The sequence below is a fragment of the Ochrobactrum sp. AP1BH01-1 genome (assembly GCF_018066705.1).
Taxonomy (GTDB): Bacteria; Pseudomonadota; Alphaproteobacteria; order Rhizobiales; family Rhizobiaceae; genus Brucella.
Genome location: NZ_JAGPOU010000002.1, coordinates 526342 through 552691 on the forward strand (window position 1 = coordinate 526342; position 26350 = coordinate 552691).

Consider the following 26350-nt stretch of genomic DNA (forward strand, 5'->3'; position numbering starts at 1 on the left):
AAAGGGCTGCGTTTCATGGCGCAGCCCTTTCGTTTTGCATAAATTTATCTTCATTTCGCAGTTTGGCTGCGTCATTCGATGGCTTGACTCCGACAGGCACTCACCGCTTATAAATCGGTAGTGGATTGCGGGGAACAATAAGAGCAAAAGCTAAACCACCATATCGGGAGGTTGTCTTACCTGCCGTTCTCCAGCGCCCGAACACTTGGATAGGTGGTTCTGCTTCCGCAGGCCATGCAGTCAGGAATGAAAGAATGCAGCGCGTTTTTGATGGACATAACGATGTCCTTCTGCGGCTTTGGGAAAATGCCCGCAAGGGCGACGACCCGATCAGGGAATTTATCGACGGGACAGAGATCGGCCATATCGACCTGCCTCGCTCGCGCAAAGGCGGTCTCGCCGGCGGAATATGCGCCATCTACATTCCTTCAGGCGAGCATATCGAACTGGGCAAACCCGATGCCAACGGTCATTACGAAACGCCGCTTTCGCCACCGCTGGAACGCAGCCCTTCCCTTGATATCGCTCTCGATATGGCTGCCATCGCACTGAGGCTTGAAGCCACCGGAGGCTGGAAGCTCTGCCGCAACGGTCGCGACCTCGACGAGACGCTGGACAGCGACACATTTGCCGCCGTGCTGCACATGGAAGGCTGCGAGGCCATCGATGAAGATCTGGTAGCACTTGAAGTCTTTTACGCCGCGGGCCTGCGTTCGCTGGGGCCGGTCTGGAGCCGCAACAACATTTTTGCGCACGGCGTTCCATTCGCCTATCCGATGAGCCCGGATACCGGCCCCGGCCTGACCGATGCGGGCAAGCGTCTGATCAAGGCATGCAACGCCAAGGGCATTCTGATCGACCTCGCGCATATTACCGAAAAAGGCTTCTGGGATGTGGCGAAACTGAGCGATCAACCGCTGGTCGCCAGCCACTCCAACGCGCACGCCCTCACCCCTGTCGCGCGTAATCTGACCGATCGTCAGCTTGACGCCATTCGCGAGAGCAAGGGCCTTGCCGGATTGAACTACGCCACGACGATGCTGCGCGCCGATGGCAAGGAAGACGCCAGCACGCCGCTTTCCGACGTGGTTCGCCACGTGGATTACATGGTCGAACGGATGGGCATCGATTGTGTTGCGCTCGGTTCGGACTATGACGGCGCAACAATTCCAGCCGAAATCGGCGATGCAGCAGGCACGCAAAACCTTGTCGCCGCTTTGCAGAAAGCGGGATATGGTGAAAAAGAGCTGGCAAAAATTTGCCGGGACAACTGGATACGTGTTTTGAAACAGGCCTGGCACGAAGCAGCGTGATCTGGAGCGCATACTGTGAACGGTTTTCGTAACAGGACGCACAAGAACAAAGACAAAATCCCATACAAAATCACAGGAAGGGAACTCTAACATGATGCATTTCGGACGTTTTCGTATTCTGGCCGCAGGTGCAGCGCTTGCGGCCGTGCTGGCCGCAAATCCGGCCTTGTCGGCCACGCCTGCCGATACGCTGGTCCAGGCCTGGGCCATTGATGACACCATCACGCTGGACCCGGCCGAATCCTTCGAACTGAGCCCGGCTGAGTTCATCGGTAACGCCTACGACATGCTCGTTCGTCTCGACATCAACGACACGTCAAAAGTCGTGCCTGGCGTCGCCGAAAGCTGGACCGTTTCCGATGACGGCCTCACCTATACGTTCAAGCTGAAGAAGGACATCAAGTTCGCTTCCGGCAATCCGGTCACTTCTGCCGACGTGGCATACTCCTTCGAGCGGGCCGTGCGTCTCGACAAGAGCCCGGCCTTCATCCTGACCCAGTTCGGGCTGACGAAGGATAACGTCAACGAAAAGGCGAAAGCCGTCGATGACAACACCTTCGTCTTCACCGTGGACAAGCCATATGCACCAAGCTTCGTGCTGAACTGCCTGACCGCGACCGTCGCCGCAGTCGTCGACAAGAAGCTTCTCGAAGAACATGCCGAGAAGGTTACGCCGACCGACGACTACAAATACGAAACCGATTATGCCAATGCATGGCTGAAAACCAAGTCGGCAGGCTCCGGCCCGTTCGTGATCCGCGAATGGCGCGCCAATGAAGTCGTCATTCTGGAACGCAACGACAATTTCTACGGCGAAAAGGCCAAGCTCAAGCGCGTCTTCTATCGCCACGTCAAGGAAAGCGCGACGCAGCGCCTGATGCTCGAATCCGGTGACGTCGATGTGGCGCGCAATCTGGAACCGGGCGACTATGAAGCCGTTCTGAAGAACGACAAGCTCACTACGGCCAGCGCCGCCAAGGGCACGGTCTATTACATCAGCCTCAACCAGAAAAACGCAAATCTGGCCAAGCCGGAAGTTCGCGAAGCGTTCAAATATCTGGTCGATTACGATGCGATCGGCTCGACGCTCATCAAGGGCATTGGTGAAATCCGCCAGACCTATCAGGCCAAGGGCGTTCTCGGCGCTCTCGATGCCGCTCCTTACAAGCTGGACGTAGCCAAGGCGAAGGAACTGCTTGCCAAGGCTGGCCTGAAGGACGGTCTTTCGGTCACGTTCGACGTGCGTAACGGCCAGCCGGTCACCGGCATTGCCGAATCCTTCCAGCAGACCGCTGCACAGGCTGGCGTGAAGATCGAAATCATCCCCGGCGACGGCAAGCAGACACTGACCAAATATCGTGCCCGTAACCACGATATGTATATCGGCCAGTGGGGCATGGATTATTGGGACCCGAACTCCAACGCTGAAGCTTTCACCAGCAACCCGGATAACAGCGACGACGCATCGACCAAGACGCTTGCATGGCGCAACGCCTGGGATATTCCGGAACTGACCAAGCAGACGCAGGCCGCTCTTCTGGAACGCGACAACGACAAGCGTGCCGAGGAATATAAGAAGCTCCAGCAGGAAGCGCTCGACCAGAGCCCGTTCGTCATGCTGTTCCAGCAGGTTGAAGTTGCCGGCATCGGCGGCAATGTGAAGGGCTACAAGCTCGGCCCGACATTCGACTCCAACTTCCTGGCCCCCGTCAGCAAGGAATAATCGGCGTTGCTTCGGCGCGTGAAATCACCACGCGCCGAAACGGCTTTAAATCAACAGGATGGAGCGGTTTTCTGAATCAAAAAGAAAGCCGCTCCACGAAATTTTCAGCGCTGCCGATCCGGCTTTCCGGAACGACAGATGTCCTGAAACGCTCTCTGAGCCTGAAACAAAAAGGCGGCACGTGTGCGAATATGGTGATTTTGAGTACCGGGGCGGAGCGTACTTAAAGGTACATGAGCACCGGAACGCAAAAAATCGCCATTTGCAGCCACTCAAAGCGCGACTTTTGGAGCAGGCTCTCACTGTCGGAAGCGGTCAAAACATTGAGTAACACTGGAACCACCAAAAAGGTAAGGCGGGCGCCACGGCGCGGAGCGGCCCTTGCCGTGTCGATAGCCAGTTTTCTGGGTATCGTCATCACGACCTATCTCGGCCTTCTGGCCGTAACCTTTTTTATCGGACGCGTCGTGCCGATCGACCCCGTGCTGGCCATCGTCGGTGATCGCGCGCCTGCGCATGTCGTGGGGCGCGTGCGGGAAGAAATGGGCTTCAACCTGCCCTATTACCAGCAGTTTTTCCTTTACGTGAAGGGCGTCCTCCAAGGCGACTTCGGCACATCGGTGCTGACGACCAACCCCGTCATGACCGATATTCGCCGCGTGTTCCCGGCCACGATGGAACTTGCCACCGTCGGCACGATCATCGGTGCGCTGTTCGGCATTCCGCTCGGCGTTCTCGCCGCGGTCAAGCGCGGCAGCCTCGTCGACCAGATTGTGCGCGTGATCGGCCTGGTCGGCTATTCGGTGCCGATCTTCTGGCTCGGCATGCTTGCGCTGCTGATCTTCTATGCGCGACTGGGCTGGACCTCCGGTCCCGGACGTATCGACATCACATTCGAATATACCTTCACGCCGATTACCGGTTTCTATGTGATCGACGCAATCCTCCAGCGCGACTGGGCAGCCCTCAGGGATATTGTCTCCCACCTTATCCTGCCATCGGCCTTGCTCGGCTATTTCTCGCTTGCCTATATCAGCCGCATGACCCGTTCGTTCATGCTTAACGAGCTGGAACAGGAATATATCGTTGCGGCGCGCGCCAAGGGCATTTCCGAAACCCGCATCATCTGGGGCCACGCACTGCGCAATGCCGCCGTGCCGCTCGTGACCGTGATTGCGCTTTCCTATGCCGGGCTTCTGGAAGGTTCGGTTCTGACCGAAACCATCTTCTCCTGGCCGGGCCTCGGCCTCTACATCACCAATTCCCTTCAAAACGCTGATATGAATGCCGTTCTCGGTGGCACCATCGTCATCGGGTCGGTCTTTATCGCGCTCAACCTCGTGTCCGATCTTCTTTATCGGTTTCTCGATCCAAGGACGCGCGTACGATGAGCCAAATGACAGATACTTCCAACCTTTCATGGCGCGAATGGCTGCTCACAGAGCGTCCACAATCACGCACCCAAGCCCGCCTCGGCCGTGCCTATATGGTCTGGCGGCGCTTCACCGCCAACAAGCTGGCCGTTCTCGGTCTGCTCATCATCATCGGCCTTCTTGTCGTTGCAGCTTTGGCTGATGTGCTGGCGCCGCATTCGCCGGTCGTCGGCGATCTGGCCAATGCTCGTCTCCTGCCTCCGGGATCGCCCGGCTATCTGCTCGGCACCGACGATCAGGGACGCGATATTCTTTCGCGTCTCATCTATGGCTCCCGCCTCACCCTTTATGTGGTGTTGCTGGTTGCCATCATCGCCGCGCCCATCGGCCTTCTGGTCGGCACCGTTGCCGGTTATGCTGGTGGATGGGTCGATGCCGTGCTGATGCGTATCACCGACATCTTCCTTGCCTTCCCGAAGCTCATCCTGGCGCTGGCCTTCGTTGCCGCTCTTGGACCCGGCATCGAAAATGCCATCATCGCCATCGCGATCACCTCGTGGCCGCCATATGCACGTATTGCGCGTGCGGAAACGCTCACTGTGCGCAACTCGGATTATATCTCCGCCGTTCGCCTGATGGGCGCTTCGCCGATCCGCATCGTGGTGCGCCACATCATGCCGCTCTGCACCTCGTCGCTGATCGTCCGCGTGACCCTCGACATGGCGGGCATCATCCTCACCGCCGCCGGTCTCGGCTTCCTGGGCCTCGGCGCGCAGCCGCCGCTGCCTGAATGGGGCGCGATGATCGCTTCCGGTCGCCGCTTCATCCTCGACCAATGGTGGGTAGCCGCCATGCCAGGCATCGCGATCCTCATCGTCAGCCTCGGCTTCAATCTTCTGGGCGATGGCCTGCGCGATGCGCTCGATCCGCGGGGTAACAACCAATGAAGCCGCTTCTGACCGTTGAAGACCTGCGCGTCACCTTCCCCACGCGCACAGGCGCAATCGAGGCCGTGCGTGGCGTCAGCTTCGAGCTTGGCCGTGAACGCCTCGGCATCGTGGGCGAATCCGGTTCCGGCAAGTCCCAGACCGGCCGCGCCATCATGGGGCTGACCCCGCCACATGCGAAGATTACCGCCAGGAAACTCGAGTTCGACGGCATTGATCTTCTGAATGCCTCGGCACGCGAACGCCGTGCCCTGCGCGGCGGCCGCATCGCCATGGTGTTGCAGGACCCGAAATATTCGCTCAATCCCGTCATGACCATCGGCAAGCAGATTGCCGAAACGCTGAAGGCCCACGGCAAGTTCAGCGGCGAGGAAATCCGCAAGCGCTCCATCGCCATGCTTGAGGCCGTGCAAATCCGCGATCCTGAACGCGTCATGAGCCTTTATCCGCACGAAGTTTCGGGCGGCATGGGCCAGCGCGTCATGATCGCCATGATGCTGGTCGCCGAACCAGAAATGCTGATCGCCGACGAGCCGACTTCGGCGCTCGACGTGACGGTTCAGCTGGAAGTGCTAGGCATTCTGGACAAGCTGGTGGCCGAACGCGGCATGGGGCTAATCTTCGTCAGCCACGACCTGCGCCTCGTTTCCTCCTTCTGCGACCGCGTCATCGTGATGTATGCGGGCAAGATCGTGGAGGAAATCGCGGCAAAAGACCTCGCCAATGCGAAACATCCCTATACGCAAGGATTGCTGAACTGCATGCCGAAAATCGGAGCCGATCGCCATCCCCTGCCAACCTTGCAGCGTGAGGAGGCATGGAAGCTATGACCGGGAAAGCTATGAGCACGGCATCTGCACTGAGCGTCGATAACATCGACGTTTATTTCGATCATTTCCACGCACTGAAGTCGGTCAGCATCGAAGTGGCCCGCGGCGAATCCTACGGTCTCGTAGGTGAGTCCGGCTCCGGCAAGTCTACGCTTCTGCGCGCTGTTGCGGGGCTGGCGCCTGTCGAAGACGGCGAAATCCGTATAGACGGGCAATTGCTGAAGACACCGCGTGACAAGGCATTCTATCGCAATGTCCAGATGGTTTTTCAGGACCCCTATGGCTCGCTGCATCCGCGTCAGACCGTGGATCGCCTGCTGCTGGAACCGCTCGCCATCCACGGCGTCGGCGACACGGAACAGCGCATCGTGAAGGCCTTGGACGAAGTCGGCCTCGGCTCCGGCTTTCGCTTCCGCTATCCGCATCAGCTTTCGGGCGGGCAGCGCCAGCGCATCGCCATTGCGCGCGCCCTTATCGTCGAACCGAGCATTCTGCTTCTCGATGAGCCGACCTCGGCGCTCGACGCTTCGGTTCAGGCGGAAGTGCTGAACCTCTTGGAACAGGTTCGCCGCGACCGCAATCTCACCTTTGTCATGGTCAGCCACGACCTTGGCGTCGTCACCCACATGTGCGACCGGCTCGCCGTCATGCGCAATGGAGAGGTTGTGGAACAGTTGCAGGCAGATGATCTGGTCAGCGGCAATATCCAGGCCGACTATACGAAGAACCTGATGCGGGCGAGCGAAGGCTTCCGCAGGTAGGCAGAAGCGGCCGGGTTCAAGTTACGCAAAAAACAAAGGGGACTTCGGTCCCCTTTTTCATTGCATCAATCTTCGGACTTGCGTGGCGAGTCGCCATCCTGCCCGCGCCGCCAATAGGCGACAATCAACTGGCGGTCTTTAGGAACATTGCGCTCCTTGCGCATATAGGTGCGGATTGACCGGAATGCGTTGAACTCGCAACCGACCCAGACGTAAATATCGTCTTCGTCTTCCGGCAATTCGACCGCCCGCACGGCATCCTGCAACAGTGTCGTCGTCCCAGCCTCCGCGTCGTTGCGGTTCAGCCACTGCAAATCGACATCGGCGCGTGAGAAAAGTTCCTGCTGTTCCGAAGCGTTGCCTATTTCGACACGCACGACCGCCTTGGTGCCTTCCGGCAATCGCTCCAGAATGCGCCCGATAGCGGGCAAAGCAGTTTCGTCACCGGCAAGCAGATACCACTTCGCATCGCCCGCATCGCCGCCGCCCGGACCCGTCATGCCGACAATATCCCCCGGCTTGGCGCTGACAGCCCAACTGGAACCCGGAGCGTCGCAATCATCGCCGTGAACGACCATATCGATATCCACCCACCCGGCGACGGTATCGATGTTGCGGATCGTATAGACACGTGTCGCAAGCTTGGCTTCGCCATCCGGCCAGACCGGACGTCCATCCTCGCCGGTCGTGGGCCATTGCGGCTTGGCCAGACCTTCTGGCGGAAACAGGAGGCGGATATGGAGACCGAGCTGCGAGAAGCGGGACAGGTTTTCGCCTTTCAAGCGGACACGGCGCATATGCGGCGTTACGTTCGACACCGCAACGACCTGCATCTCACGAAAATAGGGTAGCGGCAGTCCGGCAGCCACATCGCCTTCCCAGACAATCTTGGGTTTGGCGCTGCCCTTGTCGAGAAACTCCAGCACATGCTCGGCGATGGAGTATTTCATATAGGCAAGGCCGGTTTCGTCCTCACTGGTGACGTCGACGCTGACCGTCTCATCGTCCCATTGCACATCCGCCTGACCGAAGCTCAGCATCAGTTTGGCCGTGCTTCCCTGACGATGCACGTCGGCATGCTCGACAAAATGATCCAGAAGCTGGTTGAGCACATGACCGGCATTGGCAAGCGCAAAGCGGGTATTGGCGTTGAGTTCGGACATGCCCCGTCCTCCTTTGGGAAACAGTTTCCCCAGCCTTACCCGAATATAACATGACTATTCAAGTCATCATTTTTGCTTGAACCCGCAATAAATTGTGACGGGCAGTGCCTGCCGCCAGACATCGAAAGAGCCAAGGGCCCCGGCCTGCGCGACCGACAGCCGCGTCAGTTCGCCTCCGCGCTTCTCACGCCAGTTGAAAAGCAGCATTTCGCTTTGCAAGGTCACGGCGTTGGCAACCAGCTTGCCTCCCGGCTTCAGGGCATTCCAGCAGGCTTCTAGCACGCCGTCATCCGTTACGCCGCCGCCGATGAAGATCGCGTCCGGCGCTTCCAGCCCTTCCAGCGCAAAAGGGGCCTCTCCCCTGACCAACTGCAAACCGGGAACGCCCAATGCTGCGCAATTTCGCTCGATCATTGCCTGCCGCTGTTCGTTGGCCTCGATCGCAATCGCCCGACATGAGGGATGGGCACGCATCCATTCGATGCCGATCGAGCCGCAACCCGCACCAACATCCCAAAGCAGTTGGCGCGGTAACGGTTGCAGTCGCGACAGCGTGACGGCACGAATGTCATGCTTGGTCAGTTGTCCGTCATTCTCAAACGCTTCATCGGGCAGACCGGCGACCGGCGAAAACACGTTCGCTTCCCGCGCAGCGATGCATTCAATCGCCAGAACATTCAGATCGGCACATCGCTCCTGTGACCAGCTGTCTGCTGTGTCCTCTATCCGGCGTTCCTTGGAGCCGCCAATATGCTCAAGCACGATCATCAGGCTGTGGCCAAAACCCTTGTCCCTGAGGATCGCCGCCGCTTTTGCTGGCGTCGAGCCGTCATTGCTGAGCACGAGAAGTTTCTCGCGGGGCAGGATATGCGGAAGCAGCAGTTCAAACGGCCGGCCGTGCACGCTGACTGTGCGCACATCCTGAAGCGGCCAGCCCATCCGTGCCGCAGCCAGTGAGAGCGAAGACGGATGTGGCAGTACAAGCATTTCGTCCGGCGAAAAATGCCGGGCCAAAGTTGCGCCTACTCCAAAGAACATCGGGTCGCCGCTCGCCAGCACAACGACTGGCTGGCCGCGATACGCCTCGATCTTCGCGAAAGCTTCATCGAATGGAGATGGCCACGTCACGCGCTCGGCTGTGATCTCATCACTCAGAAAATCCAGATGGCGCTTGCCGCCAAAAATGACCTTGGCCGAAGCGATAGCCGCGAGGGACGTTTTCCCAAGGCCGTCAAACCCATCCTCACCGATCCCGATCACTGTCAGCCAGCGTGCCATGCGCGATGCTCCTTTTCCCTGTTCGTATGGCGGGGCAGTAGCAAGTGCAAGCGGCAAGGCGTATAAGGCTGAAATGTCGAGCCAGCAAACCACTCAAACGCTGCAAGTCCAGACCGACAGGCGCAATGCCTGTCCCGGCCTTTCACGCATGGTGATGGCGAAAGACGGCGCGATTGCCCGCATAAAATTGAAGCTAGGCCGCCTGTCTGCCGATCAGGCCCGTTCGATTGCAGCTATAGCGGAACGCTTCGATGCAGGCGCGATAGAGCTGTCGATTCGCTCCAATATCCAGTTGCGCGGGATTGCGCCCAAACACTGGGACGATGTTGTCACAGCGCTGCACGCCGCCGGGCTTGGAGCAGAAAATCCCGGCGCCGACGATATTCGCAATGTGATGGTCAGTCCCACGGCGGGCATTGACCGGGGCCAGATATGCGATGTCACGCAACTGGCCTCGTCCCTGCTGAACATGCTGCAGGCGAATAAGGCTTTCTATGCCTTGTCGCCGAAGTTCTCCTTGCAGATTGACGGCGGCGAGGACTGCGCAATGGTTTCCCATCCGGGCGATATCTGGCTTTCGGCCATCGATCGGGAAACCTATGCCTTTGGCCTTGCTTCCTCTCCCGATAAATTCGCGCTGGGGGCCATAGACGAGCGACACGCCCTGCCCTTCATCGAAGCGTTGCTGCACCGGTTTTTACGCCATGGCAGTTTTGCACGGATGAAACATCTGTTTGAGGTCGTTTCGCCAGCGAACTTTCTGGCCTATTTGAACAGCGAACTGCCCTTTCCCATTCGTTCTGCCGCAGACTGGAAACGCAAGGCAGTGACACCCTTTTCGCATCTCGGGCCGAACCGGCAACGCGATGGGTCGATTTATATCGGCGCGATGCCGCTCATGGGACGGCTGACGCCACGCCAACTAACGGGTCTGGCAGACCTCTCCGAGAGCGGAAAACGCGAACTGCGGCTAACTCCGTGGCAGGGCGTTATCCTGCCTTATGTGACCGAAACCCGAACCGGTGAAGTAACTGAAAAACTTCGTTCGCTCAGCCTCGAAACAACAGCCGAAACCCCAAACGCGCGGCTTCGTGCCTGTTCGGGGGCAAATGGATGCGCCTCCGCGCTGGCGGACACTCAAGCCGACGGCAGAAAACTGGCGGCACAATTAACTTCCGGAAGGTCATCCGTTCACATCACGGGATGCGCCAAATCATGCGCAGCACTTGCACCGTTGCCCCATACGCTGCTGGCGCGTTCAGCAGGCCACTACGATCTTTATGCGCAAGAGCCGTTTCCGCAAGACGGGGCTGGACCATCGCGCTTCGGACGGCTATTGGCGGCAGATATCACCATTGACGAAGCGGCGCGCCTTCTGAACGCCCGACCCTGATTAGAGTGGCCCACCATGACAGACTACATCCGCGACGGACAGGCCATTTACGACCGGTCTTTCGCCATCATTCGTGCCGAGGCCGATCTGAGCCGCATACCCGCCGATCTGGAAAAGCTTGCAGTCCGTGTCATTCATGCGTGCGGCATGGTGGATGTGGTCAATGACCTCGCTTTCTCGGAAGGCGCGGGCAAAGCCGGGCGCGACGCCCTGCTTGCAGGCGCGCCCATTCTCTGCGACGCACGCATGGTGGCCGAAGGCATTACCCGTTCCCGTCTGCCTGCAAACAATGAAGTCATCTGCACGCTTGGCGATCCCTCGGTGCCCGAGCTTGCCGCGAAGATCGGCAACACCCGCTCTGCCGCAGCGCTCGACCTTTGGCTGCCGCATCTAAAGGGCAGTGTGGTTGCAATCGGCAACGCACCGACCGCTCTCTTCCGCCTGTTTGAGTTGCTGGATGCCGGTGCGCCGAAACCGGCATTGATCATCGGAATGCCGGTCGGCTTCGTGGGTGCGGCGGAATCCAAGGAAGAACTCGCCGCCAACAGCCGCGGCGTGCCTTATGTCATTGTCCGCGGAAGGCGCGGCGGCAGCGCCATGACGGCAGCGGCGATCAACGCGCTCGCATCGGAGCGCGAATAATGGCAGCAAAAGGCAGACTGTTTGGCCTGGGCGTTGGCCCAGGCGATCCTGAACTGATAACGCTGAAAGCCCTTCGCCTTCTCAAAAGCGCGCCGGTCGTAGCCTATCACGCGGCGAAGGGAAAGAAGGGCAACGCCCTTGCCATCGTCGAAGAATATCTTTCGCCGGAACAGGTTCTGGTGCCGCTCATCTATCCGGTAACGACGGAAAAACTCCCGGCGCACATGGATTACGAGCAGATCGTCAGTGACTTCTATGGCGAGATAACGGGCACGATAGCGAGCCACCTTGATAGCGGACAGGATGTGGCAGTAATCGCAGAAGGCGATCCCTTCTTCTACGGCTCGTTCATGTATATTCACGACCGGCTCGCCGAGCGATATGAAACGCAAGTCGTGCCGGGCGTCTGCTCCGTTCTCGGCGCCTCGGCGGTGCTGGGTGCGCCACTGGTCTATCGCAACCAGACGCTGTCAGTCCTTTCCGGCGTCATGAGCGCCGAGGAACTCAAGCAGAGGCTCGCGGATACGGGAGCTGCGGCTATCATGAAACTTGGCAAGAACCTCGACAAGGTCCGCGCTGTGCTGGATGGTCTCGGCCTCATGGACCGGGCGCTCTATGTCGAACGCGCCACCATGGCCAACCAGCGCATCGTGCCACTTGCGGAAGTCGATAGCAGCGACTGCCCCTATTTCTCGATCATTCTCGTTCCGGGGCAAAAATGGAACGGCGCTTGATCCCCGCAATTCTGGTTCTCGGAGAAGCAGCAGTTCCTGCCGCGCAACAGATCGCAATGGCATTGGGGCGTGCCGAAATACTCGGCCCCCAGAACCGCGTTGCATCGGCTGACGGCACCTTCGTGCATTTCGGAGATGCGATAAGGTCGCTTTACGAGGAAGGTCGTCCCATCATTGCGCTTTGCGCCGCCGGTATCGTCATTCGGGCGCTGGCGCCGCTTTTGCAAAATAAGCGTGTCGAGCCGCCGGTTCTGGCCGTTGCCGAGGATGGAAGCGCGGTGGTGCCGCTTCTGGGCGGCCTCTCCGGGGTCAACGACATGGCCCGGCAGATTGCGGCTGCACTTGAGGTCGCGCCCGCGATCACCACATCCGGCGAACTGCGCTTCGGGATCAATCTCCTGCACCCGCCTGCCGAACTGACACTTGCCAATCCTGACGACGCGAAAGCCTTCATGTCAAACCTGCTTGCAGGGCAGAAACTGCGGCTTGACGGACAATCGCGCTGGCTTGCGAGTTCAAAACTGCCTTTCGCCGATGACGGCGCGTTGACGATCAGCATAACGCCGCACGACCATGCACCGCGTCCAGATGAGTTGATTTATCATCCGCGCAGTGTGGCGATTGCCGCCGATACGATCGACGAAAGCATTCAGAACAATATTGAAGCCGCTCTCGCCAGTGCAGGCATTGCCCCGGCATCTGTGGCGCTGCTTCTTGCCCATGAGAAAGATTGCACCTCACCCCAGCTTCAAGAAGCCGCAAAGAAACTCGACGTTCCGCTGCGCTATGTTGCACACGCAACCGATGCCCGCAGTCTTGTTCTTCGTTCGGTGGAACAGCCCGTCAAGCTGACGGAAATTGAGGGGCTGGCCATTGCCGTTGCACCAACCCCGGCAGATGTTCTGTTTGTCGGTCGAAAGCGCGGCAAGCTGGTCGTTATCGGACTTGGGCCCGGATCACGCGACCTGATGACGCCCGCCGTTCAGCGCGAACTGGAACAGGCCGAAGACATTCTCGGCTATGAAACCTATGTCCGAATGGCCGAGGAGAATCTTCGCCCTTTCCGCGCCGATCAAACCGTGCACATCACCGACAACCGGGAGGAGATGCAGCGCGCGCGCCATGCATTCGAACTGGCTGCCTCCGGGCGGCATGTCGTCATGGTTTCGTCGGGCGATCCCGGCGTCTTCGCAATGGCTGCGGCAGTTGTCGAGGCACTGCACGAAACAGATAATCCCGCGTGGCACGGCGTGGAACTTGTCATCCAGCCCGGAATTTCGGCTGCAATGGCTGCCGCATCGCGCATCGGCGCGCCGCTCGGACACGACTTCTGCATTATTTCACTGTCGGATAATCTGAAGCCCTGGGAGATCATCGAAAAGCGCCTCGCGCTTGCCGCCGAAGCCGATCTCGCCATGGCGTTCTACAATCCGATCTCCAGGGCGCGCCCGCACCAGCTTGCTCGTGCATTGGAAATCTTGCGCCAGTATCGGTCCTCCGAAACGCCCGTCGTTCTCGGGCGGGACATAGGCAGGCCGGCAGAGACGACGCGCACAACCACGCTAGGAACATTGACACCGGATGACGTCGACATGCGAACCGTTGTGATCGTCGGCTCCTCGCATACGCAGCATTTTGTGAAGTCCGATGGCCGCGAATGGGTTTATACGCCGCGCTGGTACGGAAAAAAACCGGAGAAATGACAAACAAAAAGGCAGGGAAAACCCTGCCTTTTTCGTATGTTAATACTGATTGTTGAATCAGCTCTTCTTCGCCTTTGCCTTCTTCGGCTGGGTAGCGGCGGCGGCATCGGCCTTGGCTGCTGCGGCCTCGGCGGCAATCTGGTCGGCGCTCTTCGGCGACGTATCGATAACGGCACGCACGCCGCCCTTGGCCGTCAGCTGACAAACAGCCGTGCGCAGGTCCACCTTGAGATCGACATCGGTGCCGCCTGCTGCACCCGGGCGGGAATTGACTGCGGAGATAACGCGTTCCGGCAGGAAATACTTGTTGGCAGCAGCCGTGATGCAAGGCTGGGCGAGCGCCGGATCCACATAAGCCGTCGGCGTAAAGCGCGGCATCGAAATCGTCGGCGCGCTAATCGGGGCATCGGTCTTGCCCGGCGTGGCCGTCGTGGTTGGTACAGTCGTCGTGCAGGCAGCGGCAAGCGGGGCCAACATGGCAATGGCTAGGAAACGGGCTCCGGTCCGGACGCGTCCGTACATGATCTACCTCATAGGATCTGCTGAGTAGGTAAAATTTTAAGTTCGATAACTATTCGGTTTTGCTCGATTGTCGAGTGGCAGGAAGGTCACATTGGCAGAATTTCGATTCGCATCCACAGGCTGGCATCACTGTTTTGCAAGAATCCAGTTCAGCATTTCACGCCAGTCAGACATGCGGATCGGCGTGCCGTGATTGCCGCTTTCGAAACGTCGAAACTGAACCGGATAACCGGGCGCGCGTTTGCGTATCTCGCGATAGAAGGCTTCCTGCTTGTCGATTGCAAAAACCGGATCGCGGCTTCCATGTCCGAAGAAGATCGGCACGCGCTTCCTGAATGCAGGTGACTTGAAAAAACCGTCGTCCCATAGCGAGCCGAGCAGGATGAGACCTGCAAGCTGATCACCCGCCTTGTCGTTGCCCGCTATACGCCAGCACAGCGTTCCGCCTTGAGAGCCGCAGGACAGGATCAACGGAGCGTTTGGCGAGGAAGCCTTGGCAGCTTCGATCAGTCCGGCAATCTGTGCTTCGCCCGTATCGGCAAAATCCTTGAAGTCCGGCGCTATATAAAGGCCCCCGTTCAATGCCGCGAGATTCTTCACACGGTTGAAATTGCCGCCGAACGTAAAATCGTTCATGCCTTGCAGGCGATTGCCGCCCCGGCCATGCAGATAGATGACGATGAAGGACGCGCCTTCCCGCTTGCCTGCTGTCATGGCCTTGACTGGCCCGACCTCGGTCTGAAAGGTGACGTCCTTCTGATAAGCGCGGGCTTTCAGCGAGACATAGGCGTCCTTCACACGCTTTTCGGGCACCGCATCGCGCCCGTTAATATCGCGCATTTCATTGTAATCGACGACCTTGTAATCGCCATTGTCGGCGCTGCTGATAATTGCGGGATAGGCGAAATAATCGTCCTTATAGGGCGGCAACGATGCAGCCCCGGATGCCGTCGCTGCCAAAAGCAGAAATAATGCCCCGAGCAAGCCACGTGTCCCCTGCTTCGAAACTCTGTGGCTCATCGAACTAAAGCTCCAGCGTATGATAGCGCCTGTTGAGATAAACCAGCGCTTCCTCCTCGGCCATGGAGTGCAGGCCCACCACTTCGCCGAAAAGCACATGATGCGTGGAATGATCCTGCACGCTGACCACCCGGCAATCGAAAGAGGCAAGCGCTCCCTGCAATATGGGCGCTCCGGTCACCTGAACTTCCCACCGCGCCAGTTCGAAGCGCTCATCTTGCGTCAGACCGATACGGCCGGAAAACGCGTCGGCGAGCTGCTGATGCGAACCTGCGAGCGTATTGACGGCAAAAACACCATTTTCGATGAAAAGCCGGTTTTCTTCGTGGATCTTCTGCAGGCAGATGAGGATCGTCGGCGGATTATCCGACACCGAACAGGCCGCCGTCAGCGTGAGACCGCGCCTTCCCGCACTGCCAGCGGTCGTGACGATCTGTACTGCGCCAGCATAATGGCTCATGGCATCGCGGTAGGACTTGGATTCCACCGAAGCTGCACTGGAAATGATGTTCTTAATCGTTTGCACGTCCTACAGAATCCGTATCGCCCTAGGGTATTTGCCTGGAGCCAGCTATCGATTACAAGCCCGCATTATCGCCCCCCAGAAAGGGACCCATAAACGGGCATTGCACAAAGGCGAGGAAACAGCTACCCACTTTTCGTTGAAAATGCCACGAATTGTTTAATGAAGACGGATCACGTGATCGAGCTAGGGAAACGTCCTGCTGCAGCGCTGACAAGCATCATCCTCACATTGCTGACCAGTTCGGTACTGGCGCAGGCAGAGCATATGCGCATCGGACTGGCGGCGCCCCTGTCAGGAACGTTCGCTCCATTGGGCAATCAGCTGGCCGAAGGTGCACGCATCGCGGCCACCGCGAAAGGCGCTGAACTCGTCATATCGGATGACCGTTGCGACGCCGAAGGCGGCAAGGAAGCTGCAGAGCGCTTCGTAAAGGAAAACGTCCGGGTCGCGACCGGTTTTCTGTGCCCCGAAGCCCTTGAGGCAGCGCTTCCTGTTCTTGCAGCTGTGAACATACCCGTCGTGGCATCCGGCGTCAGCGAGCCCACACTGACCGAAAGACGCGCGCCCGCCCCGATGGCGGTATTTCGTCTCGCAACCAGTCTCGACAAGGAAACGCAGGCGACAGGGAGTTTTCTCGGCAGTCTCTGGCGCGCGCAGCCCTTCGCAGTCATAGATGACGGCACCATTGAGGGGCGCGAACGCGCTGCACGAGTTCTCGCCAGCCTTAAAGAGCAGCAATTGCAGCCGGTTTTCACCGATACCTATCGGCCTGGCCTCGACAATCAGAATGCGCTGGTCGCGCGGTTGCGGCGCGCAGGCGCTACCCATGTCTATGTGGGCGGCGAGCGTGACGATATCGCAGCCATAGGCGCAAGCGCTGCAGCGCTCAATCATCCGCTGACGATAGCAGGCGGCAGTCTGCTGGAAGCGGCGCCCGGCGCACAGCCCTTGGGTCAGGATACGTTGATGATAGCACCGATCCGTCCGCAGGATCTTTCGACGGCAAAGCCTGCCAACGATGCGCTGCATCAGGCCGGTAAACTTGCCGATGCCCATGCCATCATCGGTTATGCCAGCGCGGAGATCGCGGCAGATGTGATCCGGCGCGCTGAAGAGAAGAAGCAGCCAATCATCGACACGCTCCGCAATGGTTCCTTCGAAACAGTGCTTGGCACAATGAAGTTTGACGGCAACGGCATCCGAACGGACAATCCCAACCGCCTGCAGCGTTTCGATGGAAAACGGTTCGTCCTAGCCGACAAATAGCCCAATCACGCTCGCCGCGATCACCAGCCCGGTCATCAGGCTCATGGTTGACCAGAAAAGGTGAAGCGCGGCATCGATATCATCCGCGTTGGCATCGCGTTTGCCGGATGCATTGAGCATGGGACCTTCAACTTTTTCCGCCCCATATTGACGCGGCCCGGCCAGCGCCAGACCCAGCCCGCCTGCGAACGCCGATTCCGGCCAGCCTGCATTGGGCGAACGATGCAGCCGCGCATCGCGGCGCATGACGGAGAAAGCCTCCTTTCCGGAAAGCCAGTCCCTGGCAATTGCAGTGGCAAGCGAAGCCAGCAGCCCGGTCAGCCGGGCCGGAATGTAGTTTGCAATATCGTCCAGCTTTGCCGCGAACCGGCCGAAATGACGATAGCGATCATTCAGATGGCCGATCATCGAGTCAGCAGTATTGATCAGCTTGTAGGCAAACAGTCCCGGCAGCCCGCCGACCAAAAACCAGAATGCCGGCGCAACAATCCCGTCTGATGCGTTCTCGGCGAGGCTTTCTATCGCTGCTCGGCTGACGCCGCCTTCGTCAAGATGCTCGGGATTGCGTCCGACAATCATCGACACTGCGCGGCGTCCGCCTTCGATCCCCTCCTCCCGCAACGCCAGCGCAACCGCCTGCACATGATCGGCAAGGCTTTTCTGCGCAAGCAGCACCGTCACAATCAGGATTTCGGCCACCGCACCTGCTGTTCCCGCAAATGGCAACAAAGCCTCGAGGACAAGCCCCAAAACCACGCAGGCCATCACCAACCCGACCGTGAGCCACATGCCATTTCGGCGAAGCGCCGAAGCAGAGAAATTCCGGTTGTTCCAGCGCTTTTCGCCCCACAAAATTGCTTTCCCAAACAAGACGACGGGGTGCGGTATCCTTTGCCATAGCTGCGGCGGATCGCCCACAAAGCGATCGAGAAGGAGCGCCAGCGAAAGAATAATAAGCTTTATTTCCATAAGCTTGACCAGAAAAACTGAATCAAAATTTCAATGCCTTTTCCAAGCGCGCAAGCGCCACGTCATCCAACGGCAGGCCTATGCGCAACCAGCGCGTGGCATAATCGAATTTCCGGACCAGAATATGTCTCTGACAGAGCCGGGCATAGAGCTCATGCGCCTCCGGATGTTCAACGAGAGAAAACAGCGCCGTGCCGCCGATTTCCTTGAGACCGGATTTCTCGAGAACAGCAGACAGTTCCAGCCGCCGCAGATCGATACGCGCGCGATAGTCGGAAAGCACGGCGGCATCACTGAAGGCATGGCTGGCGATTGCAAGCGCCGGGCTGGAAACCGCCCATGGCCCAAGCCGCTGCTGCAATATCGTGACAAAACGCATCCCGCCAATTGCAAAGCCGAGACGAATGCCAGCCAGCCCGAAAAACTTGCCGAAGGATTTCAGCACGATCATCGGCACGTCTTCCGCATCCGCTGCAACGCTGACGTCCTCATGCGCGTCCGCAAAAGCCTCGTCCACAATCAGAAAGCCACCGCACGCACCAAGTTTTCGCGCCAGATGCAGGAGATCGTCTTTTGAAACCACACGACCGTCGGGATTGTTGGGATTGACGATAACTGCCGTCGTCGCCTCATCCGGAATTTCGCCGATTGCAGCACACGGCAAGACCTTCCAGCCGCACGCAGCGAACGAAGCGGCATGTTCCTGATAGGTCGGTCCGAGGATCGCAACCGTCGACGGAGCAATCAGCGTGGGAACGAGCTGGATCAAAGCCTGCGTGCCGGGGGCTGCGACAATGGACGCATTCTCGTCCAGCCCATAATAGCTGCGGGCCAGCCGTAGCGTTTCCCGCAGCAGCCGCTCATCCGGCAAGCGGTTCCAGATTTCCGGTGTCAGTTCGGGAAGTGGAAAATGCTCTGGATTGATGCCCGTCGACAGATCGAGCCAATCTTGCGGCTTTCCGCCAAAGCGTGCGACGGCCTTATCCAGCGCGCCGCCATGCTCGATTTCTGCACTCAAGCTTTCTCTCCGCAAAAATCGATCACATGCATGAAAGAGCCTGAAACGGTGCCGACCCGCAGCCCCACCTCGCCCAGATCATCGCCAACAGCATCACGCGCACGGAAAAGACGATCGGCCTTCCCTTCATGCAAAATGCTTGCATAGTGAAACTCATGTGCTCTCAAAGAATGCATCCACGGCGAACCTACCAGCGGTTCCAGCACTCGGTAGCCAAGCTGCAGCTTTCTTTTCGCGAAGCTCGTTTCGAGCGGCAGAAGGTCCAGCATCGGATGAACGACGCCCTCGACATCCTGCACGCTCTCGCCGAGAACCATGTAGCCACCACATTCGCCATAGATCGTCGCTCCACGCGTTGCGGCTTCCCGCATACCCTTTTGAAAACGTCCGGCCTGTACCAGACGGCCTGCATGAAGTTCCGGATAACCACCCGGCAGATAGATTGCGTCAGCGTCCTGTCCGGGTGCCTCATCGGCAAGCGGCGAGAAAAATGAAATTTCCGCTCCACGCCGGCGCCATCCTTCAAACAAATGCGCATAGGCAAAGGCGAAGGCATCGTCGCGAGCAACGGCAATGTGGCTGCCAAGCGGTTTCAGGCGCGGAACATTGGCCATCGCATCGTAACGCTTCGGCCGTGACCAGACTGACTGCAAAGCATCCAGATCAATATGCGCTTCGATGACATCGGCGGCGTGATCCAGAAAAGTTTCAAGATCGGAATGCTCCCCCGCCTGCACCAGTCCCAGATGCCTTTCAGGCAGCGAAAGAGCAGTATCGCGAGGCAGGGCACCGAGAACCGGAATGCCGAGCGGCTCCAGCGCGCCGCGCAGCATCGCCTCGTGCCGTGGGCTGCCAACACGATTGAGGATGATTCCGGCAATCAGCACGTCCTTGCGAAACTGGCTGAAGCCCCAGACAAGCGCAGCAATCGAATGCGATTGCCGGGCACAATCCACCACCAGCACCACCGGCAGATCTAGAAGCCGGGCAAGATCGGCGGAAGACCCCTTTCCGTCCATTGCCCCGTCAAAGAGCCCCATCATGCCCTCGGCCACCAGCAGCTTGGCGCCGCTTTCCGTCATGCGGGAGGAAAGCGCGCTGATAAGTTCAGGTCGCATCGCCCAAGGGTCGAGATTGAAGCAGTCTGCGCCGCTTGCGGCCTTATGATAGGCGGGGTCGATATAATCCGGCCCGGCCTTCACCGGCGCAAGAGCTTGGCCCCGGCGTTTCAAAACCCTCAACAAAGCCAGCGTTACCGTTGTCTTGCCAGACCCGGAAGCCGGTGCTGCTATCATGAAACCCTTCATGCGGTTTGCGCTCCCCCACCTTCGCTTTGTCTGCCAAGGGGATCGCTGGACAGGGTTTTACCGCTCAATGCGCCCACCCAATCCAAGCCACCCCGCAGACGAACCACTTGCCCCACGACCACGACTGCCGGCGGGTTCAGCCCCGCCGCTTCAACATCTTTCGCAGCCTGCGCCAGCGTAGTCTCAAGCACGCGCTGGTTAGGCAAGCTGGCATTACAAACAAAGGCAACTGGTTCCTCGGGCGAACGTCCAGCCTCGATCAGTCGCTTGGCAATAAGATCTATATGTTTCATTGCCATATACATCACGATGACGGGCGCTGATTTGGCGATGCCGGTCCAGTCAATCCCATCCGGCATTGATCCGCTGGCATCGTGGCCGGTTAGAAACGTCACCGACTGATTGATATCACGGTGTGTAGCGGCAATGCCCGCATAGGCGAGGCCGCCGATTCCGGCCGTAACTCCAGGAACGATACGGAACGGAACGCCATGCTCCACAAGCGTCAGCGCCTCCTCCGCCCCTCGCCCGAACACGAACGGATCGCCACCTTTCAGGCGCAGCACCTTCTTGCCCTGTTTGGCCAGTTCGACAAGCCGCAGGGAAATGTCGCGCTGTTTCGGCGAAGGCTTGCCGCCGCGCTTGCCTGCATATTCCAGAACAGCGTCCGCATTTTTGAGAGAAAGACAGCCATCATCCACCAGTGCATCGTAAACGATGACATCCGCTTGCTGCAGGGCATTGACGGCGTGAAGCGTCAGAAGGCCGGGGTCGCCCGGCCCAGCCCCCACGAGCCAGACATGGCCGGGCTCCATCACAGGCAGGGCCACCTTGCTCTTGGCAATGACACATGCTGCGGTTTCTTCAGCCTTGTTCATTTTCATCAACCACTATTCTATCTGGCGGCACAGCTATCAGATACATTATAAGGCGTCCATGAATGACGAAACCGCTCCAACGAATAAAAGTCAGAAAAAGGCCGAGCTTCGCCGCGGCTGGACGACAGGCGCCTGCGCGACCGCTGCCACCAAAGCCGCGTTGACGGCGCTCATCACCGGAGAATTTCCCGATCCCGTCGGCATAATTCTGCCCAAGGGAGAAGTACCTTACTTCCAGCTTGCCTATGAAGGACTGGGCGAAGGTTATGCGATGGCGGGCATCGTCAAGGACGCGGGCGACGATCCCGACGTGACCCATGGCGCCACGATCATCTCGACGGTTTTCCCGGCGCCGCCTGGAACCGGCATCATCTTTCGCGCCGGCGAAGGTGTTGGCACAGTCACACGGGCCGGCCTGCAAATCCCTCCCGGCGAAGCGGCCATCAACCCGGTCCCACGCCGCATGATGACGGAAATCTGCGAACAGATTTGCGCCGAATATGGCTTACCTGCCGATCTCGTCATCACGATATCGGTGCCGGGCGGTGAAGAGATCGCGAAGAAGACATGGAACCCTCGCCTCGGCATCGTAGGCGGCATCTCCATTCTCGGCACCACCGGAGTCGTCCACCCGTTTTCTTGCTCGGCCTGGATTCATTCGATTCATCGCGGCATCGACGTTGCGCGTGCTGCCGGACAAAAACATGTGCTGGGCGCAACCGGTTCTACGTCCGAAGATGCTGCGCAAGCGCTCTATGATCTGCCGGATTTTGCCATTCTCGACATGGGTGACTTCGCAGGCGGCGTGCTCAAATATCTGCGTGAGCATCCCATCGACAAGCTGACCATCGCTGGCGGTTTCGCCAAGCTGACCAAGCTTGCCCAAGGCGCTCTCGATCTCCATTCTTCACGGTCGCAAGTGGACAAGAACTTTCTCTGGTCCATCGCCGAACAGGCTGGCGCACCGACTAGCATGAAGGATCAGATTCTCTTTGCTAACACTGCCCTGGAAGTGCTTGAACTGACTCAATCAATCGGCATCGACATGGCCACGCCGATCGCGCTCAACGCGAAGAAAACAGCGCTCGAAACCCTTCGCGGCGCGCCTGTGGAAGTCGAGGTTATCGTGACTGATCGCAGTGGAAATATCCTTGCGCGCGTCTGACCCCAAGATACTCATTTTAGGCGGAACCGCCGAGGCAGCAGCGCTTGCAACGGCTTTTGCGGAAATGTCCGTCAAAGCCATCACCTCGCTTGCCGGACGCACCAGCAATCCGGTCAAACTGGCTGGTGCTGTTCGCAGTGGCGGCTTCGGAGGCATCGACGGTCTTGCCAACTATCTCGATAGCGAAGGGATAGACCTCGTCATCGACGCGACCCACCCTTACGCTGCACGCATCTCGCAGAATGCGGTTCTGGCCGCAAGCAATTGCGGCGTTCCGTTGGTCCGACTGGAGCGCCCCGCCTGGGAGAAAAGGCACGGAGACCGCTGGATCGATATTTCCAACGAAACCGAAGCTGCAAGCACCATTCCTTCCGGAGAGCGCGTGTTTCTCGCGCTCGGTCGCCAGCATATCGCGCCATTTGCCAAGCGCGCTGACGTTCATTTCGTCATGCGCATGGTCGATCCGGCGGAGGTGGCACTGCCACCGGATTGCGAGATCGTTCTGGCAAGGCCCGCCGACTTCGCTGCGGAAAAGCAATTTCTGAAGGATCGCAGGATCGGGCTGATCGTCAGCCGCAATTCCGGTGGCATCGTTTCTTACGGGAAAATCGAGGCCGCTCGCGTTCTCGGGCTTCCGGTCATGATGATTGCCCGCCCGGCGGTTGTGGCGCAGAACATCGTCAGCTCGCCGGAAGATGCAATCGCGTTCGCCCGTATAAGCTTAGGCTTTTGAACGCCCGGCGTGGCTATGCGCCTCGTGATAGAGCGCCGAATCGCGAAAACTTGTGGGGTCTAGACCGCGCCCGACAAAAATCATCGCAGTGCGTTGCAGACCCGCCATTGCCACCTTCTCCCTTATATCCGATAGCGTACCGCGCAAAATCTGCTCGTCCGGCCATCCAACGCGATAGGCGATGACCACCGGACAATCAGCACCATAAAGAGGTGTCAGTTCGGCTTCGATCTTCGTAAGGTTGCGAATGGAAAGATGAATCACCAGCGTCGCGCCTGACCGGCCAAGTGTGGCGAGGTCCTCCCCTTCCGGCATAGCGGACGATTTCATCGAAGTGCGGGTCAATATGATAGTCTGGTTGACCTCGGGAATGGTCAATTCCTGCTTCATGGCGGCGGCGGCGGCTGCAAAGGCTGGCACACCCGGCGTCACATCATAGGGAATGCCGAGACTGTCCAGCCGACGCATCTGTTCGGCCATTGCGCCGTAGATGGATGGGTCGCCTGAATGCACCCGCGCAACATCGAAGCCTTTAGCGTGTCCGGCTTCCATTTCGGCGATAATCTCGTCGAGCGTAAGGGATGAGCTGTCCACCAGACGCGCGCCCTCGGGCGCTCCGGCAACAAGTTCCTTCGGCACCAGTGAACCCGCATAAATGCAGACAGGGCAGCTCTCGATCAGGCGCAGACCGCGCACCGTGATAAGGTCCGCTGCGCCGGGACCAGCGCCAATGAAATGAACAGTCACGATTTTTCCTTCTTGTACCCCTGAATGTCGCTTGGCTCGGCCACCGCAAAGGCGGCAGTTACCCGGGCTGATGCGGTTTTCTCGACCACAAGAAAACCCCTCGGGCCAGTTGCAGCAAGCGCAGCCGCTTCCGCGACGCCATGACATCCGACTGCCTGAAAAACGGCCTTCGACGGATTTTTGAGACGCGGTGTTTCCTGCTCCAGCCGCCGGGGATCGAAGAAACAAAGCGCACATGCATAATGCGACGCAAGCTCAGCCCATACCGGCTCATTGCGCTTCGTGCTCGAGGTGGCAATAGCATCAGGCCGTGAACACGAACCGCGAGCCAGCACCTGCTTGGCCAAGGCCAGAAGCTCATCGAGCGTCACGCCCGACGAACCACCCATGCCAAGGGCCGTCTTGAAATTGCTTTTAAGCATGTCTTTATCCCAAAACGGGTTCCCACTTTTGGGAGACATGCTCTAGAACCCACAGGGAGATGATTGGCGTGCTTTGTGCAGCTCTTCCGGCTTTACCCCAAGCGTATCCGCAATACGCTGGATCATCGTTGCCTCGGAACGGTCCAGCCGGTTATCTGAACATGCTATCTTCACGAGGTCGCTCAGCAGCGCCAGGCGGCGCTCCGGCGCCATCTCCGCCAGCATGTTTGCGGCTTGTTTGGTCGTCGTCTCGTAACCGAAGTCCTTGAGATATTCCGCAACTTCCGGAAGTTCTTCCGGCAGGATGCCGAAATTCCTTTCGGCAATCTCCTTGAAAGCGGCTATTTCGGCAGGGTGCTGATCCCCATCGGCAAACACCACATGCAACAGCAAAAGCAATTCAGAAGCGAGTGCCGGATCGTCGGCTACACGCTGGACGGCGCTCTTCTTGCTCAGAAAAGCGGTAACCCGCTCAAAGATGCTCTCGCTCATGGAACCCCTCAAAACTGTCAGTCAGCCTATAATGAATAACGCCGGACGCACTGGAAAACAATCTCGCTCAATGCTTGGCTTTCTTCAGAGATTATTCTTGTTCGGCTGGCGTTCGCGAAGCGGCTGCTCTATGTTGCCTCAACCTCTCCTTTAGGCTTCCCCCCGATGCTTGAATTTTTCGACACGCTTACCCTGCTCCTGACGGCTGCGGCATTCATTGCCGGAATCATCGATTCCATCGCTGGCGGAGGCGGAATGATTACAATTCCCGCCTTGTTGCTGGCTGGTATACCGCCGGTTGAAGCCCTGGGCACAAACAAGCTGCAGGGCCTGTTCGGCTCCTCGTCAGCAACTATCGCCTATGCACGCAAGGGACACGTCAATATCAGGGAACAGTGGCCCGAAGCGCTCGCATCGCTTGTCGGCTCCGTGTTTGGCGCCCTGCTCGCAACGGTTCTTCCGGTCGATATCATGCGCGCCGCGCTGCCGATTCTTCTCATCGCGATCGCAGTCTATTTTGCCGTCAAGCCGAGCCTTGGCGATGTCGACCGTGCGCGACGGATCGGTCCGTTTCTTTTTGGCGTGACGCTGGTGCCGTTGATCGGTTTTTACGATGGTCTTTTCGGCCCCGGGACCGGATCGTTCTTCATGCTCGCTTTCGTGGCGCTTGCAGGCTACGGCGTGTTGAAAGCCACGGCACACACGAAGCTTCTCAACTGCGCGTCCAACATCGGCGGCTTTGCGACCTTTGCCGCCGTCGGCGTCATCAACTGGAAGATTGGTATCTGCATGGGCGTCGCCCAGTTCATCGGCGCGCAGATCGGCGCAAGCCTCGCCATGAAGGTCGGCTCGCGCATCATCAAACCGCTTCTGATCGTCGTCAGCCTGGCGCTGGCAGTTCGCCTCCTGATGGACGGTACCAATCCCCTGCGCCAGTGGGCAGGCTTCTAAATCCGAAGCGCGACCAGCACCACCCCGCAACCGATCAGCAAAATGCCGAACCAGTTGATGGTAGACATGCGCTCGCCCAGGAATGCCGCGCCGAACAGTGCGACCAGTACCACCGATAATTTGTCGATTGGCGCGACGCGCGATGCGTCGCCGATCTGCAAGGCACGGAAATAGGCAAGCCACGATGCGCCGGTCGCCAGACCTGAAAGCACCAGAAACAGCCACGACCTTCCGGATATTTCGCCCGGTTTCTGCCATTGGCCTGTAACAGTCAGGAACAGGCACAATGCGCCGATGATCACCAGCGTGCGCACGAGCGTGGCGAAATCCGAATTGATGCCCTGAATACCGATCTTGGCGAAGATTGCCGTCAAAGCGGCAAACACTGCCGACATCAGCGCCCAGAACTGCCAGCTATCCAACATTGAAACATTTCCAGCAAAAGTGTGAAACGGTTTTACGCAGGATAATGCG

27 protein-coding genes are annotated in these 26350 nt (G+C 58.7%); 14 read left to right on the plus strand and 13 right to left on the minus strand.

Annotated elements, in window-relative coordinates; genetic code table 11:
• Positions 1–254: 254 nt before the first annotated feature.
• The 6 genes from J9800_RS07950 to J9800_RS07975 all read left to right on the plus strand — a co-directional run bounded on the left by J9800_RS07950 (position 255) and on the right by J9800_RS07975 (position 6947).
• The gene (locus tag J9800_RS07950; RefSeq protein WP_114216648.1) at positions 255–1313 is read left to right on the plus strand and encodes a dipeptidase; all 1059 of its coding nucleotides are present in this window, start codon (positions 255–257) and stop codon (positions 1311–1313) included.
• Between the two features lie 91 nt (positions 1314–1404).
• Positions 1405–3036 (plus strand): ABC transporter substrate-binding protein, encoded by a 1632-nt coding sequence (locus J9800_RS07955; RefSeq protein WP_114216649.1) that lies wholly within the window; start codon positions 1405–1407, stop codon positions 3034–3036.
• Between the two features lie 323 nt (positions 3037–3359).
• Positions 3360–4427, plus strand: a complete 1068-nt coding sequence (locus J9800_RS07960) for an ABC transporter permease (protein ID WP_114216841.1) — start codon at positions 3360–3362, stop codon at positions 4425–4427.
• Complete coding sequence (locus J9800_RS07965) at positions 4424–5356, plus strand: ABC transporter permease (protein ID WP_112592393.1); 933 nt, start codon at positions 4424–4426, stop codon at positions 5354–5356. Before J9800_RS07960 ends, J9800_RS07965 begins: the two co-directional genes overlap by 4 nt.
• Complete coding sequence (locus J9800_RS07970; RefSeq protein WP_114216650.1) at positions 5353–6186, plus strand: ABC transporter ATP-binding protein; 834 nt, start codon at positions 5353–5355, stop codon at positions 6184–6186. The genes J9800_RS07965 and J9800_RS07970 overlap by 4 nt, the downstream gene beginning before the upstream one ends.
• Before the next feature lie 11 nt (positions 6187–6197).
• On the plus strand, positions 6198–6947 hold the full coding sequence (locus J9800_RS07975; RefSeq protein WP_286191614.1) for an ABC transporter ATP-binding protein: 750 nt from the start codon (positions 6198–6200) through the stop codon (positions 6945–6947).
• A gap of 65 nt (positions 6948–7012) precedes the next feature.
• Here J9800_RS07975 and J9800_RS07980 read toward each other — a convergent pair whose 3' ends face one another.
• Together J9800_RS07980 and cbiE are read right to left on the minus strand one after the other, a co-directional pair.
• Positions 7013–8110 carry a siderophore-interacting protein gene (locus J9800_RS07980; protein WP_114216651.1) on the minus strand — a complete coding sequence of 366 codons (1098 nt, stop codon included), beginning with the start codon at positions 8108–8110 and terminating at the stop codon, positions 7013–7015.
• 66 nt (positions 8111–8176) lie between these two features.
• A complete protein-coding gene (gene cbiE / locus J9800_RS07985) occupies positions 8177–9388 on the minus strand; it encodes a precorrin-6y C5,15-methyltransferase (decarboxylating) subunit CbiE (protein WP_114216652.1) in 1212 nt (403 codons plus the stop codon).
• 73 nt (positions 9389–9461) lie between these two features.
• Here cbiE and cobG point away from each other — a divergent pair, with 73 nt between their 5' ends.
• The 4 genes from cobG to cobJ are packed head-to-tail and all read left to right on the plus strand — an operon-like array spanning position 9462 to position 13860.
• Positions 9462–10781: a precorrin-3B synthase gene (cobG, locus tag J9800_RS07990; protein ID WP_286191615.1), complete on the plus strand. Its 1320-nt coding sequence runs from the start codon at positions 9462–9464 to the stop codon at positions 10779–10781.
• Positions 10782–10796: 15 nt separating this feature from the next.
• Positions 10797–11423, plus strand: coding sequence for a precorrin-8X methylmutase (locus tag J9800_RS07995; protein WP_114216654.1), 627 nt, complete (start codon positions 10797–10799; stop codon positions 11421–11423).
• The gene (locus J9800_RS08000) at positions 11423–12157 is read left to right on the plus strand and encodes a precorrin-2 C(20)-methyltransferase (protein ID WP_114216655.1); all 735 of its coding nucleotides are present in this window, start codon (positions 11423–11425) and stop codon (positions 12155–12157) included. The genes J9800_RS07995 and J9800_RS08000 overlap by 1 nt, the downstream gene beginning before the upstream one ends.
• Positions 12142–13860, plus strand: a complete 1719-nt coding sequence (gene cobJ / locus J9800_RS08005; protein WP_114216656.1) for a precorrin-3B C(17)-methyltransferase — start codon at positions 12142–12144, stop codon at positions 13858–13860. Before J9800_RS08000 ends, cobJ begins: the two co-directional genes overlap by 16 nt.
• A gap of 57 nt (positions 13861–13917) precedes the next feature.
• Here the strand turns inward: cobJ and J9800_RS08010 are convergent, their stop codons facing one another.
• From J9800_RS08010 to J9800_RS08020, 3 genes are all read right to left on the minus strand, one after another.
• Positions 13918–14382, minus strand: coding sequence for a hypothetical protein (locus tag J9800_RS08010; RefSeq protein WP_112592406.1), 465 nt, complete (start codon positions 14380–14382; stop codon positions 13918–13920).
• 126 nt (positions 14383–14508) lie between these two features.
• Entirely contained in the window at positions 14509–15402 is an 894-nt protein-coding gene (locus J9800_RS08015) for an alpha/beta hydrolase (RefSeq protein WP_114216657.1), read from the minus strand.
• A 4-nt stretch (positions 15403–15406) separates the two neighbouring features.
• Positions 15407–15928: a flavin reductase gene (locus tag J9800_RS08020; RefSeq protein ID WP_112592409.1), complete on the minus strand. Its 522-nt coding sequence runs from the start codon at positions 15926–15928 to the stop codon at positions 15407–15409.
• A 174-nt stretch (positions 15929–16102) separates the two neighbouring features.
• On the opposite strand from J9800_RS08020, the gene J9800_RS08025 reads away from it, so the two are divergent.
• Complete coding sequence (locus tag J9800_RS08025) at positions 16103–17194, plus strand: branched-chain amino acid ABC transporter substrate-binding protein (protein WP_114216843.1); 1092 nt, start codon at positions 16103–16105, stop codon at positions 17192–17194.
• Here J9800_RS08025 and cbiB read toward each other — a convergent pair.
• From cbiB to cobA, 4 genes are read right to left on the minus strand one after another with little or no spacing between them, the layout of a single operon-like run.
• On the minus strand, positions 17180–18163 hold the full coding sequence (gene cbiB, locus J9800_RS08030) for an adenosylcobinamide-phosphate synthase CbiB (protein ID WP_114216658.1): 984 nt from the start codon (positions 18161–18163) through the stop codon (positions 17180–17182). The genes J9800_RS08025 and cbiB overlap by 15 nt on opposite strands.
• A 22-nt stretch (positions 18164–18185) precedes the next feature.
• Positions 18186–19181, minus strand: a complete 996-nt coding sequence (cobD, locus tag J9800_RS08035; RefSeq protein ID WP_114216659.1) for a threonine-phosphate decarboxylase CobD — start codon at positions 19179–19181, stop codon at positions 18186–18188.
• The gene (locus tag J9800_RS08040) at positions 19178–20488 is read right to left on the minus strand and encodes a cobyrinic acid a,c-diamide synthase CobB (RefSeq protein ID WP_114216660.1); all 1311 of its coding nucleotides are present in this window, start codon (positions 20486–20488) and stop codon (positions 19178–19180) included. The genes cobD and J9800_RS08040 overlap by 4 nt, the downstream gene beginning before the upstream one ends.
• Positions 20485–21366, minus strand: coding sequence for a uroporphyrinogen-III C-methyltransferase (gene cobA, locus J9800_RS08045; RefSeq protein ID WP_114216844.1), 882 nt, complete (start codon positions 21364–21366; stop codon positions 20485–20487). The genes J9800_RS08040 and cobA overlap by 4 nt, the downstream gene beginning before the upstream one ends.
• Positions 21367–21424: 58 nt before the next feature.
• On the opposite strand from cobA, the gene J9800_RS08050 reads away from it, so the two are divergent.
• Both J9800_RS08050 and J9800_RS08055 read left to right on the plus strand, forming a co-directional pair.
• Positions 21425–22531 (plus strand): cobalt-precorrin-5B (C(1))-methyltransferase, encoded by a 1107-nt coding sequence (locus J9800_RS08050; RefSeq protein ID WP_114216661.1) that lies wholly within the window; start codon positions 21425–21427, stop codon positions 22529–22531.
• Positions 22518–23264, plus strand: coding sequence for a cobalt-precorrin-6A reductase (locus J9800_RS08055; protein WP_114216662.1), 747 nt, complete (start codon positions 22518–22520; stop codon positions 23262–23264). Before J9800_RS08050 ends, J9800_RS08055 begins: the two co-directional genes overlap by 14 nt.
• On the opposite strand, the gene cobM is transcribed toward J9800_RS08055, so the two are convergent.
• From cobM to J9800_RS08070, 3 genes are read right to left on the minus strand one after another with little or no spacing between them, the layout of a single operon-like run.
• Positions 23253–24011 carry a precorrin-4 C(11)-methyltransferase gene (gene cobM, locus J9800_RS08060; RefSeq protein ID WP_114216663.1) on the minus strand — a complete coding sequence of 253 codons (759 nt, stop codon included), beginning with the start codon at positions 24009–24011 and terminating at the stop codon, positions 23253–23255. The two genes, J9800_RS08055 and cobM, sit on opposite strands and share 12 nt — an antisense overlap.
• Positions 24008–24433: a cobalamin biosynthesis protein gene (locus J9800_RS08065; protein WP_286167621.1), complete on the minus strand. Its 426-nt coding sequence runs from the start codon at positions 24431–24433 to the stop codon at positions 24008–24010. The genes cobM and J9800_RS08065 overlap by 4 nt, the downstream gene beginning before the upstream one ends.
• Before the next feature lie 42 nt (positions 24434–24475).
• On the minus strand, positions 24476–24925 hold the full coding sequence (locus tag J9800_RS08070) for a tellurite resistance TerB family protein (protein ID WP_114216664.1): 450 nt from the start codon (positions 24923–24925) through the stop codon (positions 24476–24478).
• Between the two features lie 165 nt (positions 24926–25090).
• On the opposite strand from J9800_RS08070, the gene J9800_RS08075 reads away from it, so the two are divergent.
• Positions 25091–25876 (plus strand): TSUP family transporter, encoded by a 786-nt coding sequence (locus J9800_RS08075; RefSeq protein ID WP_114216665.1) that lies wholly within the window; start codon positions 25091–25093, stop codon positions 25874–25876.
• On the opposite strand, the gene J9800_RS08080 is transcribed toward J9800_RS08075, so the two are convergent.
• On the minus strand, positions 25873–26301 hold the full coding sequence (locus J9800_RS08080; RefSeq protein ID WP_006467107.1) for an EamA family transporter: 429 nt from the start codon (positions 26299–26301) through the stop codon (positions 25873–25875). The genes J9800_RS08075 and J9800_RS08080 overlap by 4 nt on opposite strands.
• Positions 26302–26350: the final 49 nt, after the last annotated feature.

What these genes read in the sequence shown, in the direction of transcription:
- J9800_RS07950 (WP_114216648.1), top strand. Translation starts at nt 255, where the DNA reads ATGCAGCGCGTTTTTGATGGACATAACGATGTCCTTCTGCGGCTTTGG.
- J9800_RS07955 (WP_114216649.1), top strand. Translation starts at nt 1,405, where the DNA reads ATGATGCATTTCGGACGTTTTCGTATTCTGGCCGCAGGTGCAGCGCTT.
- J9800_RS07965 (WP_112592393.1), top strand. Translation starts at nt 4,424, where the DNA reads ATGAGCCAAATGACAGATACTTCCAACCTTTCATGGCGCGAATGGCTG.
- J9800_RS07970 (WP_114216650.1), top strand. Translation starts at nt 5,353, where the DNA reads ATGAAGCCGCTTCTGACCGTTGAAGACCTGCGCGTCACCTTCCCCACG.
- J9800_RS07975 (WP_286191614.1), top strand. Translation starts at nt 6,198, where the DNA reads ATGAGCACGGCATCTGCACTGAGCGTCGATAACATCGACGTTTATTTC.
- J9800_RS07980 (WP_114216651.1), bottom strand. Translation starts at nt 8,110, where the DNA reads ATGTCCGAACTCAACGCCAATACCCGCTTTGCGCTTGCCAATGCCGGT.
- cbiE (WP_114216652.1), bottom strand. Translation starts at nt 9,388, where the DNA reads ATGGCACGCTGGCTGACAGTGATCGGGATCGGTGAGGATGGGTTTGAC.
- cobG (WP_286191615.1), top strand. Translation starts at nt 9,462, where the DNA reads ATGTCGAGCCAGCAAACCACTCAAACGCTGCAAGTCCAGACCGACAGG.
- J9800_RS07995 (WP_114216654.1), top strand. Translation starts at nt 10,797, where the DNA reads ATGACAGACTACATCCGCGACGGACAGGCCATTTACGACCGGTCTTTC.
- J9800_RS08000 (WP_114216655.1), top strand. Translation starts at nt 11,423, where the DNA reads ATGGCAGCAAAAGGCAGACTGTTTGGCCTGGGCGTTGGCCCAGGCGAT.
- cobJ (WP_114216656.1), top strand. Translation starts at nt 12,142, where the DNA reads ATGGAACGGCGCTTGATCCCCGCAATTCTGGTTCTCGGAGAAGCAGCA.
- J9800_RS08010 (WP_112592406.1), bottom strand. Translation starts at nt 14,382, where the DNA reads ATGTACGGACGCGTCCGGACCGGAGCCCGTTTCCTAGCCATTGCCATG.
- J9800_RS08015 (WP_114216657.1), bottom strand. Translation starts at nt 15,402, where the DNA reads ATGAGCCACAGAGTTTCGAAGCAGGGGACACGTGGCTTGCTCGGGGCA.
- cbiB (WP_114216658.1), bottom strand. Translation starts at nt 18,163, where the DNA reads ATGGAAATAAAGCTTATTATTCTTTCGCTGGCGCTCCTTCTCGATCGC.
- J9800_RS08040 (WP_114216660.1), bottom strand. Translation starts at nt 20,488, where the DNA reads ATGAAGGGTTTCATGATAGCAGCACCGGCTTCCGGGTCTGGCAAGACA.
- cobA (WP_114216844.1), bottom strand. Translation starts at nt 21,366, where the DNA reads ATGAACAAGGCTGAAGAAACCGCAGCATGTGTCATTGCCAAGAGCAAG.
- J9800_RS08050 (WP_114216661.1), top strand. Translation starts at nt 21,425, where the DNA reads ATGAATGACGAAACCGCTCCAACGAATAAAAGTCAGAAAAAGGCCGAG.
- J9800_RS08065 (WP_286167621.1), bottom strand. Translation starts at nt 24,433, where the DNA reads ATGCTTAAAAGCAATTTCAAGACGGCCCTTGGCATGGGTGGTTCGTCG.
- J9800_RS08070 (WP_114216664.1), bottom strand. Translation starts at nt 24,925, where the DNA reads ATGAGCGAGAGCATCTTTGAGCGGGTTACCGCTTTTCTGAGCAAGAAG.
- J9800_RS08075 (WP_114216665.1), top strand. Translation starts at nt 25,091, where the DNA reads ATGCTTGAATTTTTCGACACGCTTACCCTGCTCCTGACGGCTGCGGCA.
- J9800_RS08080 (WP_006467107.1), bottom strand. Translation starts at nt 26,301, where the DNA reads ATGTTGGATAGCTGGCAGTTCTGGGCGCTGATGTCGGCAGTGTTTGCC.